The sequence below is a fragment of the Candidatus Symbiopectobacterium sp. 'North America' genome (assembly GCF_015762685.1).
Taxonomy (GTDB): domain Bacteria; phylum Pseudomonadota; class Gammaproteobacteria; order Enterobacterales; family Enterobacteriaceae; genus Symbiopectobacterium.
On record NZ_PEHF01000086.1, the window covers coordinates 1 to 15,276 of the forward strand.

The 15,276-nt window shown below is 54.2% G+C and carries 10 protein-coding genes and 3 pseudogenes; 4 read left to right on the forward strand and 9 right to left on the reverse strand.

The window, feature by feature from the left end; all coding sequences use genetic code 11:
* Positions 1-289: 289 nt before the first annotated feature.
* From hemG to pepQ, 4 genes and pseudogenes are all read right to left on the reverse strand, one after another.
* Entirely contained in the window at positions 290-829 is a 540-nt protein-coding gene (gene hemG / locus CS369_RS18240) for a menaquinone-dependent protoporphyrinogen IX dehydrogenase (RefSeq protein ID WP_196908183.1), read from the reverse strand.
* Positions 830-860: 31 nt separating this feature from the next.
* Entirely contained in the window at positions 861-2,312 is a 1,452-nt protein-coding gene (trkH, locus tag CS369_RS18245) for a Trk system potassium transporter TrkH (RefSeq protein WP_196908184.1), read from the reverse strand.
* A 44-nt stretch (positions 2,313-2,356) separates the two neighbouring features.
* Positions 2,357-2,965 carry an IMPACT family protein gene (locus tag CS369_RS18250; protein WP_196908185.1) on the reverse strand — a complete coding sequence of 203 codons (609 nt, stop codon included), beginning with the start codon at positions 2,963-2,965 and terminating at the stop codon, positions 2,357-2,359.
* A pseudogene (gene pepQ / locus CS369_RS18255) lies at positions 2,965-4,288 on the reverse strand (Xaa-Pro dipeptidase). The gene CS369_RS18250 and the pseudogene pepQ overlap by 1 nt, the downstream one beginning before the upstream one ends.
* Before the next feature lie 183 nt (positions 4,289-4,471).
* Here pepQ and fadB point away from each other — a divergent pair.
* Together fadB and fadA are read left to right on the forward strand one after the other, a co-directional pair.
* A pseudogene (gene fadB / locus CS369_RS18260) lies at positions 4,472-6,630 on the forward strand (fatty acid oxidation complex subunit alpha FadB).
* A gap of 20 nt (positions 6,631-6,650) precedes the next feature.
* Positions 6,651-7,815 (forward strand): annotated as a pseudogene (gene fadA, locus CS369_RS18265) (acetyl-CoA C-acyltransferase FadA).
* A gap of 57 nt (positions 7,816-7,872) precedes the next feature.
* Here fadA and CS369_RS18270 read toward each other — a convergent pair.
* A complete protein-coding gene (locus CS369_RS18270; RefSeq protein ID WP_196908186.1) occupies positions 7,873-8,895 on the reverse strand; it encodes a LacI family DNA-binding transcriptional regulator in 1,023 nt (340 codons plus the stop codon).
* 294 nt (positions 8,896-9,189) lie between these two features.
* Between CS369_RS18270 and CS369_RS18275 the strand changes: the two genes are divergently transcribed.
* Positions 9,190-10,365 (forward strand): L-talarate/galactarate dehydratase, encoded by a 1,176-nt coding sequence (locus CS369_RS18275; protein WP_196908187.1) that lies wholly within the window; start codon positions 9,190-9,192, stop codon positions 10,363-10,365.
* Positions 10,366-10,499: 134 nt separating this feature from the next.
* Here the strand turns inward: CS369_RS18275 and fre are convergent, their stop codons facing one another.
* Together fre and ubiD are read right to left on the reverse strand one after the other, a co-directional pair.
* Positions 10,500-11,201 carry an NAD(P)H-flavin reductase gene (gene fre / locus CS369_RS18280; RefSeq protein ID WP_196908188.1) on the reverse strand — a complete coding sequence of 234 codons (702 nt, stop codon included), beginning with the start codon at positions 11,199-11,201 and terminating at the stop codon, positions 10,500-10,502.
* Positions 11,202-11,255: 54 nt separating this feature from the next.
* On the reverse strand, positions 11,256-12,743 hold the full coding sequence (ubiD, locus tag CS369_RS18285) for a 4-hydroxy-3-polyprenylbenzoate decarboxylase (protein ID WP_196908246.1): 1,488 nt from the start codon (positions 12,741-12,743) through the stop codon (positions 11,256-11,258).
* Between the two features lie 147 nt (positions 12,744-12,890).
* Between ubiD and rfaH the strand changes: the two genes are divergently transcribed.
* Positions 12,891-13,379 (forward strand): transcription/translation regulatory transformer protein RfaH, encoded by a 489-nt coding sequence (gene rfaH / locus CS369_RS18290; RefSeq protein WP_196908189.1) that lies wholly within the window; start codon positions 12,891-12,893, stop codon positions 13,377-13,379.
* Between the two features lie 80 nt (positions 13,380-13,459).
* Here rfaH and hemB read toward each other — a convergent pair whose 3' ends face one another.
* Together hemB and tatD are read right to left on the reverse strand one after the other, a co-directional pair.
* Complete coding sequence (hemB, locus tag CS369_RS18295) at positions 13,460-14,482, reverse strand: porphobilinogen synthase (RefSeq protein ID WP_196908190.1); 1,023 nt, start codon at positions 14,480-14,482, stop codon at positions 13,460-13,462.
* A 15-nt stretch (positions 14,483-14,497) separates the two neighbouring features.
* Positions 14,498-15,274 carry a 3'-5' ssDNA/RNA exonuclease TatD gene (gene tatD, locus CS369_RS18300; protein ID WP_196908191.1) on the reverse strand — a complete coding sequence of 259 codons (777 nt, stop codon included), beginning with the start codon at positions 15,272-15,274 and terminating at the stop codon, positions 14,498-14,500.
* Between the last annotated feature and the right edge of the window lie 2 nt (positions 15,275-15,276).

Genomic DNA, 15,276 nt, shown 5'->3' on the forward strand with positions numbered 1-15,276 from the left:
GCTTTACGATAAAGTCCTGTGAGTGCCCACACAGATTGTCTGATTAATTGTTAAAGAGCGTTGCCACATCTACCGTGGCGCGGGAGGGGTATACTACGCTGCACCGCTGAAAAGTCAACGTTAATTTTTCAATTTCACGTTTAACTTTCCGACTGTTACCGCAACCGCATGTCGCTGTTGCCGTGTCAGTGGAGGCGCACTATAGACACTTCTCGCGCCCTGACAAGGGCTAATTTCAATTTTATTTCCGAGTGCGTGTTTTTTCGGCAGGGCGTACTAAACATCAGCATTAAACGCGTTTTTTGGCACCAAGCAGAGCAAATTCATGTGCGAAATGCTCAACCTGTTGCCAATCGGTGTATTCAATCTCTTTACTGCTGTCCGTCTCACCACCGGTCATTCTCATAATAAGCTGAATCATCACCCGGTCGAGCCAACCATAGCGCGGATAGCGCAGTGCACCGGCAAACACACCGCACAGTGCTGGCTGCCACGGGGAGCGCAGCAAAAACTTCCGGGTGTAGGGATTGGTTTGTGCCGTGCGCTTCTCTGGCTTACGCGCGGTCAGATTCACAGAGAAGAAAGCATTTGGCAGACGCTGCAATTCCCCCACGTGTTGTTTGATAAAAGCATAAACCTCGGGCTGGAAATGACCATAGCGTACCGAAGCACCGATCAGAATGCGATCGTAATGCGCGGGTTCGATATTGTCAGCGGCCGTGATGTTCACCACATCGCACTCGACCTTACCCTTTAGCACCGTCGCGATATAAGAGGCGATAGCCTTGGCTTGACCATCCTTACTGGAAAAAAGTATCAACGCTTTCATAGTTCATTGCTCTTTGGCTTTTTGTTTTAGGTTATTCGCGCCAGAACGTAGGTGTAAACAACACCAGCAAGGTAAACACTTCAAGACGCCCGAACAGCATGGTTGAAATCAGAATCCATTTCGCTGCGTCATTCATGGTGGTGAAGTTATCGGCCACTACCCCTAATCCCGGCCCCAGATTGTTTAGCGTCGCCGTGACAGCGGCAAAAGCAGAAAAATCATCCACACCGGTAGCTATAACTGCCAGCATACTGACAATAAACACCAACGCATACGCGGAGAAAAAGCCCCATACCGCCTCGAGGATCCGCTCCGGCAAGGCACGACGTCCAAGCTTGATGGTATAGACCGCGTTTGGGTGCACCAATCGTTTGAGCTCTCGATGTCCTTGCAAGAACAACAGCAGGATACGAATCACTTTTAAGCCACCGCCCGTCGACCCCGCGCACCCGCCGATAAAAGCAGAGCATAACAGCAAAACGGGCAAGAATAGCGGCCAGGCGGCAAAACTGCTGGTGGTAAACCCTGCGGTGGTCGCCATGGACACCACCTGGAAAAACGCCTGATTCAGCGTCTGGATACCGCTGTCGTAAACATTATGGAACCACAGCACCAGTGTGCACACCGCCACCAGCGACATCTGAACAAAGATTAACATGCGAAATTCCGGATCGCGACCGTACACCTTGAGACTTCTGCCACTCAGCATAGCAAAGTGCAAACCGTAATTACAGCCGGAAATCAGCAGAAACACCGCGATGATGGTATTGATGGTAGGGCTGTTGAAATAGCCGATGCTGGCGTCATGGGTTGAAAAACCGCCGATGGCAATGGTGGAAAAGCTGTGTCCGATAGCATCAAACAGTGACATCCCCGCCAACAACAGCGCTACCGCACAGGCCACGGTAAGCAACACATAGATCATCCATAATGTTTTCGCGGTTTCCGCGATGCGAGGCCGCATTTTATTATCTTTCAACGACCCAGGCATCTCAGCACGGTAAAGCTGCATGCCCCCAACGCCGAGGATAGGCAGAATCGCCACCGCTAATACGATGATCCCCATCCCGCCGAACCACTGCAACATCTGCCGATAAAACAGAATGGCTTTTGGCAAAGAATCCAACCCGACCAGCGTGGTCGCGCCCGTGGTGGTTAAGCCGGAGAACGATTCAAAAAAGGCATCAGTGACGCTGAGGTTTGGATGTTCAGAGAAGATAAAGGGCAATGCTCCTACGCTACCCAGCACGGTCCAAAACAGCACCACGATCAAGAAGCCTTCTCGCGAGGTCAACTCATGCTTGTGTTTACGATTGGGAAACCAGAGTGCGCTGCCGATAGATAGGGCAACCAGAAAGGTTTGCGTAAATGCCCGTCCTGCGCCGTCACGATAAATCAGAGCAACCAGGTCAGGGATAAACATGGTCCCGGAAAACAGAATAACCAGTAACCCTACAATGCGGGTAATGGCGCGCAGGTGCATGGCGAAATATCCTTAACGAGTCATCAAACAGCGCTGAATTATTATCATATAATGGATATTTGCAACGCTCCCCTGTTTATATCGCGCAAACGGCGCACCGTTTCTTGGTAAGCACTGTCAGGGATCGCTACCTGCAACGTCACTTCTGCACCATAATCGCAGTGATTCACTTCACCGCCCATTTGCCGAATCAACACGCTAACGGGCGCATGTAAGGTATAGTCGCATTGTAGCAGATACGACGTGCGCAGCACTTTTTCCAGCGTTTCCACGTGCTTCAATGCTTGCTGGACACCGCCGCCATACGCTTTGACCAATCCCCCGGTACCTAGCGGAATGCCGCCATAGTAGCGCACTGAGACAGCAGTTATCTCACCGATTCCGCTCCCCATCAGCTGCGCCAGCATAGGTTTTCCCGCCGTTCCTGAGGGCTCACCATCATCCGAAAAGCCAAGCTGTTGCGAATCATCCGGTGCCCCGGCAACAAAGGCCCAGCAGTGGTGCCCGGCATCGGAATACCGCTCGCGCACCTGCTGCACATAGGCCTTGGCCGCCGCCACGCCGTCAGTCGGTGCCAACAGCGTGATAAAACGACTCTTTTTTATCTCTTCGCTGACGCTGACTTCACTCGCTGGAATCTTATAACGTTGCATCAGGCGAGATTCAGATCCCGCGTCATGTTTTCAACGCGTTTCTCATGGAATACGATATTGTCTTCGATGCGGATCCCACCAAACGGTTTCAACATATCGATCTTTTTCCAATCAATATGCTGGCTGTATTGACCACGGCGCCAGCAACGATTCGATAAAATAGATACCCGGCTCAATGGTCAGCACCATACGAGGTTGCATAACACGCGTGCAGCGCAGGTAGGGATGGGCTTCTGGCGCTGCCAGATGTGTGCTGCGCTCATCCTGCATGAAACCGCCTACATCGTGCACCTGTAAACCCAGCGGATGGCCCAGTCCGTGTGGCAAAAAGACCCCGGTCAATCCGCTATCCAGCATCGCCTCTTCGCTCATCCCTTGCACCAGGTGATGACGGTGCAGCAGTTTTGCCACGCGCTGATACATCTGAATATGGTAGTCGGTATAGCGCACGCCGACCCGCATTGACTCAATCAGCGCCTGCTGTTCCTGATTCAAATCCTTGATGACCTGTGCAAACAGATGATCGCTTTGCGCCGCGTAGGTACGGGTCAAATCGGCAGCATAGCCATAATATTCCGCACCGGCGTCAATCAGGAAACTACGAACCTCTGACGGCACCCGCTGTTCAAGCTGGGTATAGTGCAGCACCGCGGAGTGCTCATTGAGCGCGACGATATTGTCATACGGCACATCGGTATCCCGATGACCTGTAGCGGTCAGATAGGCCTGATTAATATCGAACTCGCTCATGCCGGACAGAAAAGCTTCATGCGTGGCACGGTGCCCGACCACTGCCGTTTTCTGAGCTTCACGCATACAGAACAGTTCGTAGTCGGTTTTATAGGCCCGATAGTAGTGCAGATAATCCAGTACGGGTTTCGGGTTGATATGTTGCGGGGCAATACCCAGAGACAGCGCACGTTCAGGCACATAGCCAAGATAAGCCACACGATCGCGTGCCGCTGGCAACAGCGCACCAATCTCGTCCGAATTACGCAACACATTCACGTCGATGTCTTTGGTCCAGAAACTCTCCGGCAATGGCGCAACGTTATGCCAGTAATCGACCGGAGAATAGAACCACAATCTGGGTTTGTTAACCCCATCCACCCACAGCCAACAATGGGGCACGTGGGTCACCGGAACCCAGGCTTTGAACTGGGGGCTAACCTTGAAGGGATATTCCTGATCGTCCAGAAAACGCGTCAGGGGCTCCTCGGAATGAATTAACACCGCATCAAGCTGATGCTGCGTCAGTACGTTTTGAGCGTGCTGTTGCATCGTCGCCAGATGCTGGTGGAACAAAGATGCCAGCTTTTTCATGAAGATACTCATTAACCACAGCAAGATACGCTCAGTGTATCACAGTGATCGCAGGAGGGTAGCGGCGAGCGCTTTGTGATCGAAATGGCAAATAATTAATCTTTTATTTGCATTTATTTAACATTCAGCCACAATTCACTCATCTGGTCGTACCAGATCATTATACTGTTTCTGGAGATCGCTATGCTTTATCAAAGTGAAACGCTCTACGTGCGCTGGCTGGAGGAAGGGATCGCTGAACTGGTCTTTGCTTCTCCCGGCTCGGTGAATACCCTGGATACCAAAACCGTTGCCAGCCTGGGCAATGCGTTGACCGTGCTTGAGCAGTTGGAAGGCTTACAAGGCCTGCTGCTGCGCTCCGACAAACCGGCATTTATCGTCGGTGCTGATATTACCGAATTCTTGTCGCTGTTCGCAGCACCGCGCGAGCATCTTCAGACCTGGTTAGAACAGGCCAACCGTATCTTCAATCGTCTTGAAGATCTGCCGGTGCCGACGGTTGCCGCCATCAACGGCTATGCCCTTGGCGGCGGCTGTGAATGTGCCCTGGCGGTAGATATCCGTATCGTCACACCGTCCACGCGCATCGGTCTGCCAGAAGTCAAACTCGGTATCATGCCCGGTTTTGGCGGCTCTGTTCGCCTGCCGCGCCTGTTGGGAGCCGACAGCGCGCTGGAAATCATTGCCGCAGGAAAAGACATCGATGCGTCAGAGGCGTTGAAAATCGGCCTGGCTCATGCGGTGGTGCCCGATGAAAAATTGGCGGCGGCGGGAGCAGACGTTCTCCGTCAGGCCATTTTCGGCCAGATTGATTGGTTGTCCTACCGCAAGCCAAAGCGGGAACCGCTCAAGTTCAATGCGATAGAAGCAGCAATGAGCTTTACCATGGCCAAAGCGATGGTGGCACAAACCGCCGGTAAACATTATCCCGCCCCCCTGACCGCGGTCAAAACCGTTGAAGCCGCGGCGGGGATGACGCGCGATGATGCATTGCGCATCGAAACACAGAATTTTGTGACGCTTACTGCAACGTCAGCAGCGCGTGCTCTGGTCGGTATTTTTCTCAACGATCAGTATGTTAAGGGCAAGGCTAAGAAACTGTCAGGTGCGGTATCCGTACCGCAGCAGGCCGCCGTGCTGGGCGCGGGTATTATGGGTGGCGGCATTGCTTACCAATCTGCCTACAAGGGCGTGCCGATTGTGATGAAAGACATCAACGACAAAGCGCTGGCACTGGGTATGACAGAGGCTGCGAAATTGCTCAACGGCCAGTTGACGCGTGGCAAGCTGGACGGTTTGAAAATGGCGAATATCCTGAGCCACATTCAGCCAACGCTTGATTATGGCCGCTTTGCGGATATCGATATCGTGGTGGAAGCGGTGGTGGAAAACCCCAAAGTGAAAGGGAAAGTACTGGCGAAAACGTTATTCTGGCCTCCAATACGTCGACGATCCCCATCACGTTGCTGGCAAACTCCCTGCAACATCCTGAGCGTTTCTGCGGCATGCACTTCTTTAATCCGGTGCACCGTATGTCACTTGTGGAAATCATCCGTGGCCCGCAAACCAGCGACGAAACCATCGCACGCGTGGTGGCCTACGCCAGCAAGATGGGCAAAACCCCTGTCGTGGTGAACGATTGCCCCGGCTTTTTCGTCAACCGCGTGCTGTTCCCCTACTTTGCCGCTTTCAGCTTGTTGCTGCGTGATGGTGCTGACTTCCGCCAGATAGACAGAGTGATGGAGAAGCAGTTCGGATGGCCCATGGGACCGGCCTACTTGCTGGACGTGGTCGGTATCGATACCGCTCATTATGCCCAGGCGGTTATGGCGCAGGGTTTCCCACAGCGTATGCAGAAAACCACACGCGACGCGATTGATGTGCTGTTCGAACATCAGCGCTATGGTCAGAAAAACGGACAAGGGTTCTACCGTTATACGTCCGATAAGAAGGGCAAGCCGGTAAAAGAGCAAGATCAAAGCGTCGATGCGCTGCTGTCGGAGGTCGCCAACGACAGTCGCACCTTTACTGCACAAGAGATTATCGCCCGCATGATGATCCCGATGGTCAACGAAGTCGCCCGCTGTCTGGAAGAAGGCATTGTCGCCAGCCCCGCAGAAGCCGATATGGCGTTGGTGTATGGCCTGGGGTTCCCACCGTTCCACGGCGGTGCCTGTCGCTATCTCGATACGCTGGGCAGCCGCGACTATGCGCTACAGGCTAACGCCCTGGAATCCCTCGGGGCGATATATCAGATCCCCGATGGCCTGCGTCAGCTGGCAGAGCGTAACGACAGCTATTATCCCCCAGCGGCACCGCACGCGGGTATCTCTCTCGGTTAATCGGCATGAGGTCACAGAATATGGAAAACGTTGTTATTGTCGACACCATCCGCACCCCGATGGGACGCTCGAAAGGGGGGTGCATTCCGTCAGGTGCGCGCCGAAGATCTTTCCACCCACATGATGCGCAGCTTGCTGAGCCGTAACCCGGCGCTGGTCGCCCAAGAGATAGACAATATCTATTGGGGCTGCGTACAACAAACGCTGGAGCAAGGTTTTAATATCGGCCGCAATGCGGCGCTGCTGTCGGAGATTCCGCCGACCGTGCCCGCAGTCACGGTCAACCGCCTCTGTGGCTCCTCCATGCAGGCACTGCACGATGCCGCCCGCGCCATTATGGTCGGGGATGCCAACACTTGCCTGATCGGCGGTGTGGAGCATATGGGACATGTGCCGATGAACCACGGCGTCGATTTTCATCCTGGCCTGAGCCGCACCGTGGCAAAAGCGGCTGCGATGATGGGGCTGACGGCAGAGATGCTGGCACGCATTCATCACATCAGCCGTGACATGCAGGATCAGTTCGCCGCTCGCTCTCATCAACGCGCCTGGCAGGCAACCCAACGCGGTGCCTTCCGCCATGAAATCGTCCCCACGGTCGGCCACGATGCGGATGGCATACTGCATGTGTTTCACGATGATGAGGTGATTCGTGCCGACACCACGGTAGAAAGCCTGAGCAGCCTGAAACCCGCCTTCGATCCGGCGCATGGCACGGTGACCGCAGGCAATGCCTCCGCCCTCTCTGACGGCGCAGCCGCCATGCTCGTCATGAGCGAATCACAAGCACGGGAGCGGGGGCTGACCGCACGCGCGCGCATTAAGGCGATGGCCGTGGTCGGCTGCGAAGCGTCCATTATGGGCTACGGCCCAGTGCCTGCCGTACAGTTGGCGTTAAAGCGCGCAGGATTGGCGCTGACAGATATCGGGGTGTTTGAACTCAACGAAGCCTTTGCCGCGCAAACGCTGCCTTGTCTGAAAGATTTAGGACTGCTGGAAATCATCGATGACAAGGTGAACCTGAACGGTGGGGCTATCGCGCTCGATCATCCGCTCGGCTGCTCCGGTGCGCGCATTTCCGGCACGCTGATCAACCTGATGGAACAGCGCGACGTACAGTTTGGCGTAGCGACCATGTGCATCGGTCTCAGCCAGGGTATTGCTACGGTGTTTGAACGGGGATAATTTGCCAAAGCACACGTCGGAGCGGTTATCTCTCCGGCGTGGCGCGGAGCGCATTCACTAGGCAGAGTCCCGCTCAATCAGGGTAAATCCGATATCAATAATCGGACTTTCCGTGCTTTTTCCTTCAATCTTGTCAGCAAGCATCGTGGCAGCCTCTTTGCCCATCTTCCAACTGTCGACGCCCAGGGTTGAAATCGATGGCACGTTGTGCGCCGCAAACGCCAAATCACCAAATCCCATAACGGCCAGTTGCTGCGGCACGGCTACACCTTGTGCCGTCGCTTCCATAATGGCGCCCTGCGCCAGAGTATCAGAACTACAGACTATCGCATCCAACGGCTCACCTTGCGCGAATAGCTGGCGTAGCCCAGTGCGCCCCGCCGCCATCGAGGCGGGTAACGGCACGATGACTTCACTCAGCGCGCAGTCGGTTTGGCGCGCTAAGGAGTCGTATAAACCGTTTTTTCGCTGCGCCGCACGCCTATCCGCGGCCCAAATCAAACCAAAACGCCGATGGCCTTTACCCAGCAGATAGTCTCCTGCTGCAAAGCCAATCTTCTCATGGGAAAAACCAATCAGCATATCCAGCGGGGTTGGTGTCAAATCCCAAATTTCGACCACTGGAATCTGCGCATTGAGGATGATTTTGCGCAATTCCGGCGTGTGATGAATACCCGTCAACACCACCCCGTCAGGGCGACGTGACAATAACGTGGCCACAATTTCTGCTTCTGTTTCATCGGAATACCCCGCCACACAGAGCAGCATATGATAGCCGCCCGCGTCCAGCTCATCGCTGATGGCCTGAATGGTATCGACAAACATGGCGTTGTTGATCTGCGGCACCACCACGGCAATAAGCTTGCTACGGCGAGAGGCCAGCCCACCAGCCAGCAGGTTGGGGATATAGCCGGTAATGCGCACCGCTTCCATCACCTTGTCGATGGTCGCCGCCTTTACCAGCTTGGGCGTGTTCAACGCCCGGCTTACCGTCATTGGCGACAGCCCAGATGCTCTGGCGACATCCTCAAGTGTGGGCGTACGCGGTTGGCTACCCTTGGCACGCTTATCGCTTTTCAATGACGTGTTTCCTTATCAACGGTCAGACTTCCGACGTTGGCATTATCCTAAATAGTGGCACGGTTTTCCACCCGCCAGACCGACTGGCGCGATCTTTACCACAAAATGATTGCGATAACATATTACTAATATCATTGATGCCAATACCCACGATCACCTCATACGCCACAGGAGATTACAAATCAATGCTGCTCAATTTGTGATCTATTATACAAAAACAACGCGTGATAATAGCGCTGACAATAGGTTCGATCTAAGAATGTTATCGCAATCATTTTATTTCAGGATGCCATCATGACCCTACACGCCAATTCAGATGCCGTAACTGCACACTCCCCGACAGCAGCAGAGACTGGGGATCGTATTGAACAGGTGAAGATCTCCTTAGCCTTTTTACCACTGGCAACGCCAGTGAGTGACGCCAAGGTGTTAACGGTACGCCAAAAGCCATTGACAGAAGTCGCGATCATATTCGCTGAAATCCGCACGCGGGATGGCTTTGAGGGCATAGGGTTCAGCTACTCCAAACGCGCGGGGGGTCAGGGTATTTACGCGCACGCCAAAGAGATTGCCGATAATCTGCTCGGCGAAGACCCTAACGATATCGACAAGATTTATACCAAACTGCTGTGGGCCGGTGCTTCCGTCGGGCGCAGCGGTATGGCAGTACAAACCATTTCCCCGATTGATATTGCGCTGTGGGATATGAAGGCCAAACGCGCCAGATTACCGCTGGCCAAGCTACTGGGCGCCCACCGCGATTCGGTGCAATGCTATAACACCTCTGGCGGTTTCCTGCATAAGCCGCTCGAGCAAGTGCTGAAAAACGTGGTGATTTCCCGCGAAAATGGCATTGGCGGCATTAAAATCAAAGTCGGCCAACCGAATACCGCAGAGGATATTCGCCGCCTAACCGCCGTGCGTCAGGCGCTGGGCGATGACTTCCCGTTAATGGTCGATGCCAACCAGCAATGGGATCGTGAAACTGCCATCCGTATGGGCAGAAAAATGGAGGCGTTCAATTTGGTGTGGATTGAAGAACCGCTGGATGCCTATGATGTCGAGGGTCATGCGGCGTTGGCAACTGCACTGGACACCCCGATTGCTACCGGCGAAATGCTGACCAGTTTCCAGGAACACGAGCAACTGATCCTCGGCAACGCCTGCGATTTCATTCAGCCAGACGCTCCGCGCGTTGGCGGCGTGACACCGTTTTTGAAAATCATGGATCTGGCGGCCAAACACGGTAATAAACTGGCACCGCACTTCGCAATGGAAGTGCACCTGCACCTCTCCGCAGCCTACCCCATCGAACCCTGGCTGGAACACTTTGAATGGTTGAACCCGCTGTTTAACGAACAGTTGGAGCTGCGTGATGGCCGGATGTGGGTCTCTGACCGCCCGGGATTGGGCTTCACCATCAGCGAGCAGGCGCGGCGCTGGACGGTGCAAACCTATGAATTTAAGTAATCGGTAGCGCATCCCGTTGCGACTCGTGCGGGTCTGCATGGTCACAACGTAAGATGCTTTGGTGCACCTTTAGCACACGTGCTGTTTCCATTCGTTGATGAACTCCGCCGGGAACAGCACGTTTTTTAAGGCACTCAAATGAAGGAGAAGGCGTCGCTGTAGAGGTGGTCAATCAATGCACCACGCTCGTTACAGAAGCGCTCGCGGGCAATTTTTGCCATTTCAAAGCGGCCTGCAATGTAGATATCGTGGCCTGACAGTGTGCCATAATCCTGCAATACCGCGCTGAGCACCGTACCCGTTCTGCCGTTCCACTCTTGTTCCGGTTGCTCAACCACAGGGATAACCTGCAAATTCGCGTGTTGGCTCGCCAGAACCTGTAGCTCGGTCAAATCATACAGGTGCTTGATCTCCCGCCCACCCCAGTAGATCGCGATCTCGCGCTCAGGTTGATGCGCCAGCACCGTCAGCAAGATAGAGCGCGCATAAGAGAACCCCGTGCCGCCAGCAATCAGGATCAGCGGACGATCGCTCTCTTCGCGCAGCCAGGCATCACCGTGGGGGATATCCACCGTCAGAGCGCGCTCTTTCAGAATACGATCCATCACCGCCATCGCATACAAGTTCAGCTCTGAGGCCCCTACGTGCAGTTCGATAAACTGCTGTTCCATCGGCGTTGATGCCATCGAGAACGGGCGCTTATCACGCTCATCCATTACCACCATCAAATACTGACCGGCACGGAAAGAGAAAGGGGCTTCCGGCAACAAACGTACCCGATAAACCGTATCCGTTATCGCCTCTACGGATGTCACTTTACAGCTCAATGTTGTCATGCATTCCCTCTAAGGGTGATAAAAGCAAAACGAGTAACAGCGGCACACCATACATCAAGCACGCGGCGGGCTGTCGTTAAAAATGGCAAGCACATCCCATATGGCATCGATACGGGCACACACCTCGGGATCCTTCTTGATGGGATGCCCCCACTCGCGCTGAGTTTCACCGGGCCACTTATTGGTGGCATCCAGCCCCATTTTGGAACCCAGCCCCGACACCGGCGACGCGAAATCCAGATAGTCTATTGGCGTATTTTCCATCAATACCGTATCTCGTGCCGGGTCCATACGGGTGGTAATCGCCCAGATAACGTCTTTCCAGTCACGCGCATTGATGTCGTCATCGCAGACAATGACAAACTTGGTATACATAAACTGGCGCAGGAAAGACCATACGCCCATCATCACCCGTTTGGCATGACCGGCGTACTGTTTTTTCATGGTGACGACTGCCAGACGATAGGAACACCCTTCCGGCGGCAGGTAAAAATCGACAATTTCCGGGAATTGTTTTTGCAAAATCGGCACGAACACTTCATTCAGCGCCACCCCTAATACGGCAGGTTCATCGGGTGGGCGTCCGGTATAGGTGGAGTGGTAAATGGCGTCCTTACGCTGCGTCACATGCGTAACGGTAAACACCTGGAAGTTATCCACCTCATTGTAATAGCCTGTGTGATCGCCATACGGCCCTTCCGCCGCCATTTCTCCCGGTTCAATGTACCCTTCCAGCACAATTTCCGCGCTGGCGGGCACTTCCAAATCATTGGAGAGACATTTCACCACTTCGGTTTTATAACCGCGCAGTAGCCCGGCAAAGGCGTATTCGGAAAGTGTATCTGGCACCGGGGTTACTGCACCAAGGATAGTCGCTGGGTCGGCACCGAGCGCGACAGAAACCGGGAAGCGTTGACCGGGATTTTCCTGACACCACTCCTGGAAATCCAACGCGCCGCCGCGATGAGATAACCACCGCATGATCAGCTTGTTTTTACCCAGCACCTGCTGGCGATAAATACCGATATTCTGACGCGCCTTGTTCGGCCCACGTGTAACCGTTAAGCCCCAGGTGATCAAGGGAGCTGCATCTTCCGGCCAGCACTGCATCACAGGAATACGGGTCAGATCGACGTCTTCCCCAGACCAGACCTGCTCCTGACAAGGAGCCGATGACAGCCGTTTGGTGGGCATATTGAGCACCTGACGGAATTTGGGCATGTTTTCCATCAAGTCTCGAAATCCTTTAGGCGGCTCAGGCTCTTTCAAAAAGGCCAGCAGCTTGCCGACATCACGCAGCGCCGTCACGCTATCCTGTCCCATGCCCATAGCCACCCGCTCCGGGGTGCCGAACAGGTTGCACAGCACGGGCATGGTATAACCGGTGGGATTTTCAAACAGCAACGCCGGACCGCCCGCACGCAGCGTTCTGTCGGCAATCTCCGTCATTTCCAAATGGGGGCTGACAGGGTGGCGAATGCGTTTCAGTTCTCCCTTCTGTTCAAGAAACGCGAGAAATTCACGTAAATCACGATATTTCATGCTGATTGTCAATGCAGTCTGTGAAAACGACATTATAAGGTTTCTTGCCAATTCTGTCGCTTCTTCATGCCGCTATTTATCCGCACAGGGTTTTGTTATGCTTCCCGGCAATGCTCATCGACTGACAGATCATCGACACAACACATTATGGAAGCCTGGTATTTATTGTATTGTAAACGTGGGCAGCTGCTGCGCGCCAAGGAACATCTTGAACGCCAAGCCGTTAAGTGCCTGAGCCCGATGATCAAAATGGAAAAGATCGTGCGGGGAAAACGCGCGGAAGTCAGCGAGCCACTGTTTCCCAACTACCTGTTTATTGAATTCGATCCCGAACGCATCCATACCACCACGATTGCCGCTACACGGGGCGTTAGCCACTTTATCCGTTTCGGCGCTCTGCCTGCCGTCATCCCCGTGACCGTCATTACCGAACTGACGCAACACCCAGTACAGATGATTCACGATCCACAAACACCGTATCCCGGGGATACCGTGCTGATCACCGAAGGGGTGTTTACCGGGCTACAGGCGATTTACAGTGAACCTGACGGTGAAGCCCGCTCCATGCTGCTGCTCAATTTTCTCAACAAGCAGGTGCCGCAGAGCCTCGATAATCGCCAGTTCAAAAAGCTGTAGTCAGGCTACCCGACAAAAGAAACGCCGCCGGTGAGAACACTCACGGGCGGCGAACTGATAGGTCTGAGCGGATAGGACGATTAGCGGGAAAGCTGTTCGTCACGCAGCCATTGTGCGACCTGCTTGGCAAAATAGGTCAGCACGCCGTCGGCCCCTGCGCGCTTGAAGCACAGCAGTGACTCCATCACCAGCGGCTGCTCCTGAAGCCAGCCGTTGCGAATGGCCGCCATGTGCATGGCATACTCACCGGAGACCTGATAGGCAAAGGTCGGCACGCCAAACGTTTCTTTAACACGATACAGCACATCCAGATAGGGCATACCGGGTTTCACCATCACCATGTCCGCGCCTTCCTGCAAATCCTGAGCGACTTCTTGTAAGGCTTCATCCCCGTTGGCCGGGTCCATCTGATAGGTTTTTTTGTTACCGCCTTTCAGATTGCTTGCCGAACCTACCGCATCGCGGAAAGGCCCATAGTAGCAAGAGGCATATTTTGCCGAGTAAGCCATGATCTGGGTGTTCACCAGATGCTGCGCTTCCAGCTCGTCACGAATGGCACCAATGCGCCCATCCATCATGTCGCTTGGTGCAATGATTTCCGCACCCGCTTGTGCATGACACAGCGCCTGACGCACCAGAACGGATTTGGTGATGTCATTTATCACATAGCCATCTTCATCAATAATGCCATCTTGCCCATGCGTGGTATAAGGATCCAGGGCAACGTCTGTCAGCAACCCCAACTCCGGCACTGCATCTTTGAGCGTGCGGATCACTCGAGGCAGCAGCCCTTCGCGGTTGTAGGCTTCTTCGGCGTTCAGCGACTTCTTATCGGTATCGATCACCGGAAACAGTGAGAGCACCGGGATACCCAACTTGGCGAGTTCTTCCGCCTCTTTCACCAGTAGATCCCGCGTCATGCGGTATACACCCGGCATCGAAGGCACTTCCTGACGCTGATTTTTGCCTTCCATCACAAAGACAGGATAAATCAGGTCGTTGACCGTCAACTGATTTTCAGCAACAAGGCGACGGCTGAAATCATGACGGCGTAAACGGCGCAGGCGACGGCCGGGAAAAGCGCCAGGAAAAACATTGCTCATAATTATTCTCCAGAATCATGGCAGCCGGAAAATCCGGCGTGCGTTTTCATCTACTTTTTGCCCCAACATCCTGGCGTCTTCATCGCGCCAGGCAGCAACCTGCTGAACGATATGCGGCAAAAAGCAGGGTTCATTACGCCGGGATGCAGGTTTTGGTGATAAATCCCGGGGTAACAAATAGGGTGCGTCTGTTTCCAATAACAGGCGGTCGATGGGAATCTGTTTTAGCAGATGGCGAAGTGCAATTCCGCGTCGCTCATCGCACACCCAACCGGTGATGCCAATCGAAAGCCCAAGACGCAAGCACTCATCCAACTCCTGTTCAGTCCCCGTGAAACAGTGCAGCACCGCACCCGGCAGCTTATCCAGCCAGGGAGAGAGTAGCGCGATAAAACGCTCATGGGCGTCACGGCAATGCAAGAATACGGGTAACCCCCGCTCTGCGGCCAACGCTAACTGCGCGGAAAAGGCGTGTTCCTGCTCATCAGGCGTTGAGAAATTGCGATTAAAGTCCAGCCCACACTCGCCCAGCGCCACAACAGCAGGCTGTTGCGCCAACTGCGAAATCCGCTCCGCCACCGCCGTCGACCAACTGCTGGCATCATGGGGATGCACGCCGGCCGTCGACCAGCAATAGTCTGGGTATTCCTGTGCCAGTGCCTGCTCACTTTCATGCAGGTTGGTTCCGGTTATGATCATTCCGCTCACCGCAAACGCCTGAGCACGCTCAATGACCAGAGCACGATCGTGAGCAAATTGGCTATTGGTCAGATTGACGCCGATATCAAACATGG

What these genes read in the sequence shown, in the direction of transcription:
- ubiD (WP_196908246.1), bottom strand. Translation starts at nt 12,743, where the DNA reads ATGAAATATCGTGATTTACGTGAATTTCTCGCGTTTCTTGAACAGAAG.
- fre (WP_196908188.1), bottom strand. Translation starts at nt 11,201, where the DNA reads ATGACAACATTGAGCTGTAAAGTGACATCCGTAGAGGCGATAACGGAT.
- trkH (WP_196908184.1), bottom strand. Translation starts at nt 2,312, where the DNA reads ATGCACCTGCGCGCCATTACCCGCATTGTAGGGTTACTGGTTATTCTG.
- CS369_RS18275 (WP_196908187.1), top strand. Translation starts at nt 9,190, where the DNA reads ATGACCCTACACGCCAATTCAGATGCCGTAACTGCACACTCCCCGACA.
- tatD (WP_196908191.1), bottom strand. Translation starts at nt 15,274, where the DNA reads ATGTTTGATATCGGCGTCAATCTGACCAATAGCCAATTTGCTCACGAT.
- CS369_RS18250 (WP_196908185.1), bottom strand. Translation starts at nt 2,965, where the DNA reads ATGCAACGTTATAAGATTCCAGCGAGTGAAGTCAGCGTCAGCGAAGAG.
- hemG (WP_196908183.1), bottom strand. Translation starts at nt 829, where the DNA reads ATGAAAGCGTTGATACTTTTTTCCAGTAAGGATGGTCAAGCCAAGGCT.
- rfaH (WP_196908189.1), top strand. Translation starts at nt 12,891, where the DNA reads ATGGAAGCCTGGTATTTATTGTATTGTAAACGTGGGCAGCTGCTGCGC.
- hemB (WP_196908190.1), bottom strand. Translation starts at nt 14,482, where the DNA reads ATGAGCAATGTTTTTCCTGGCGCTTTTCCCGGCCGTCGCCTGCGCCGT.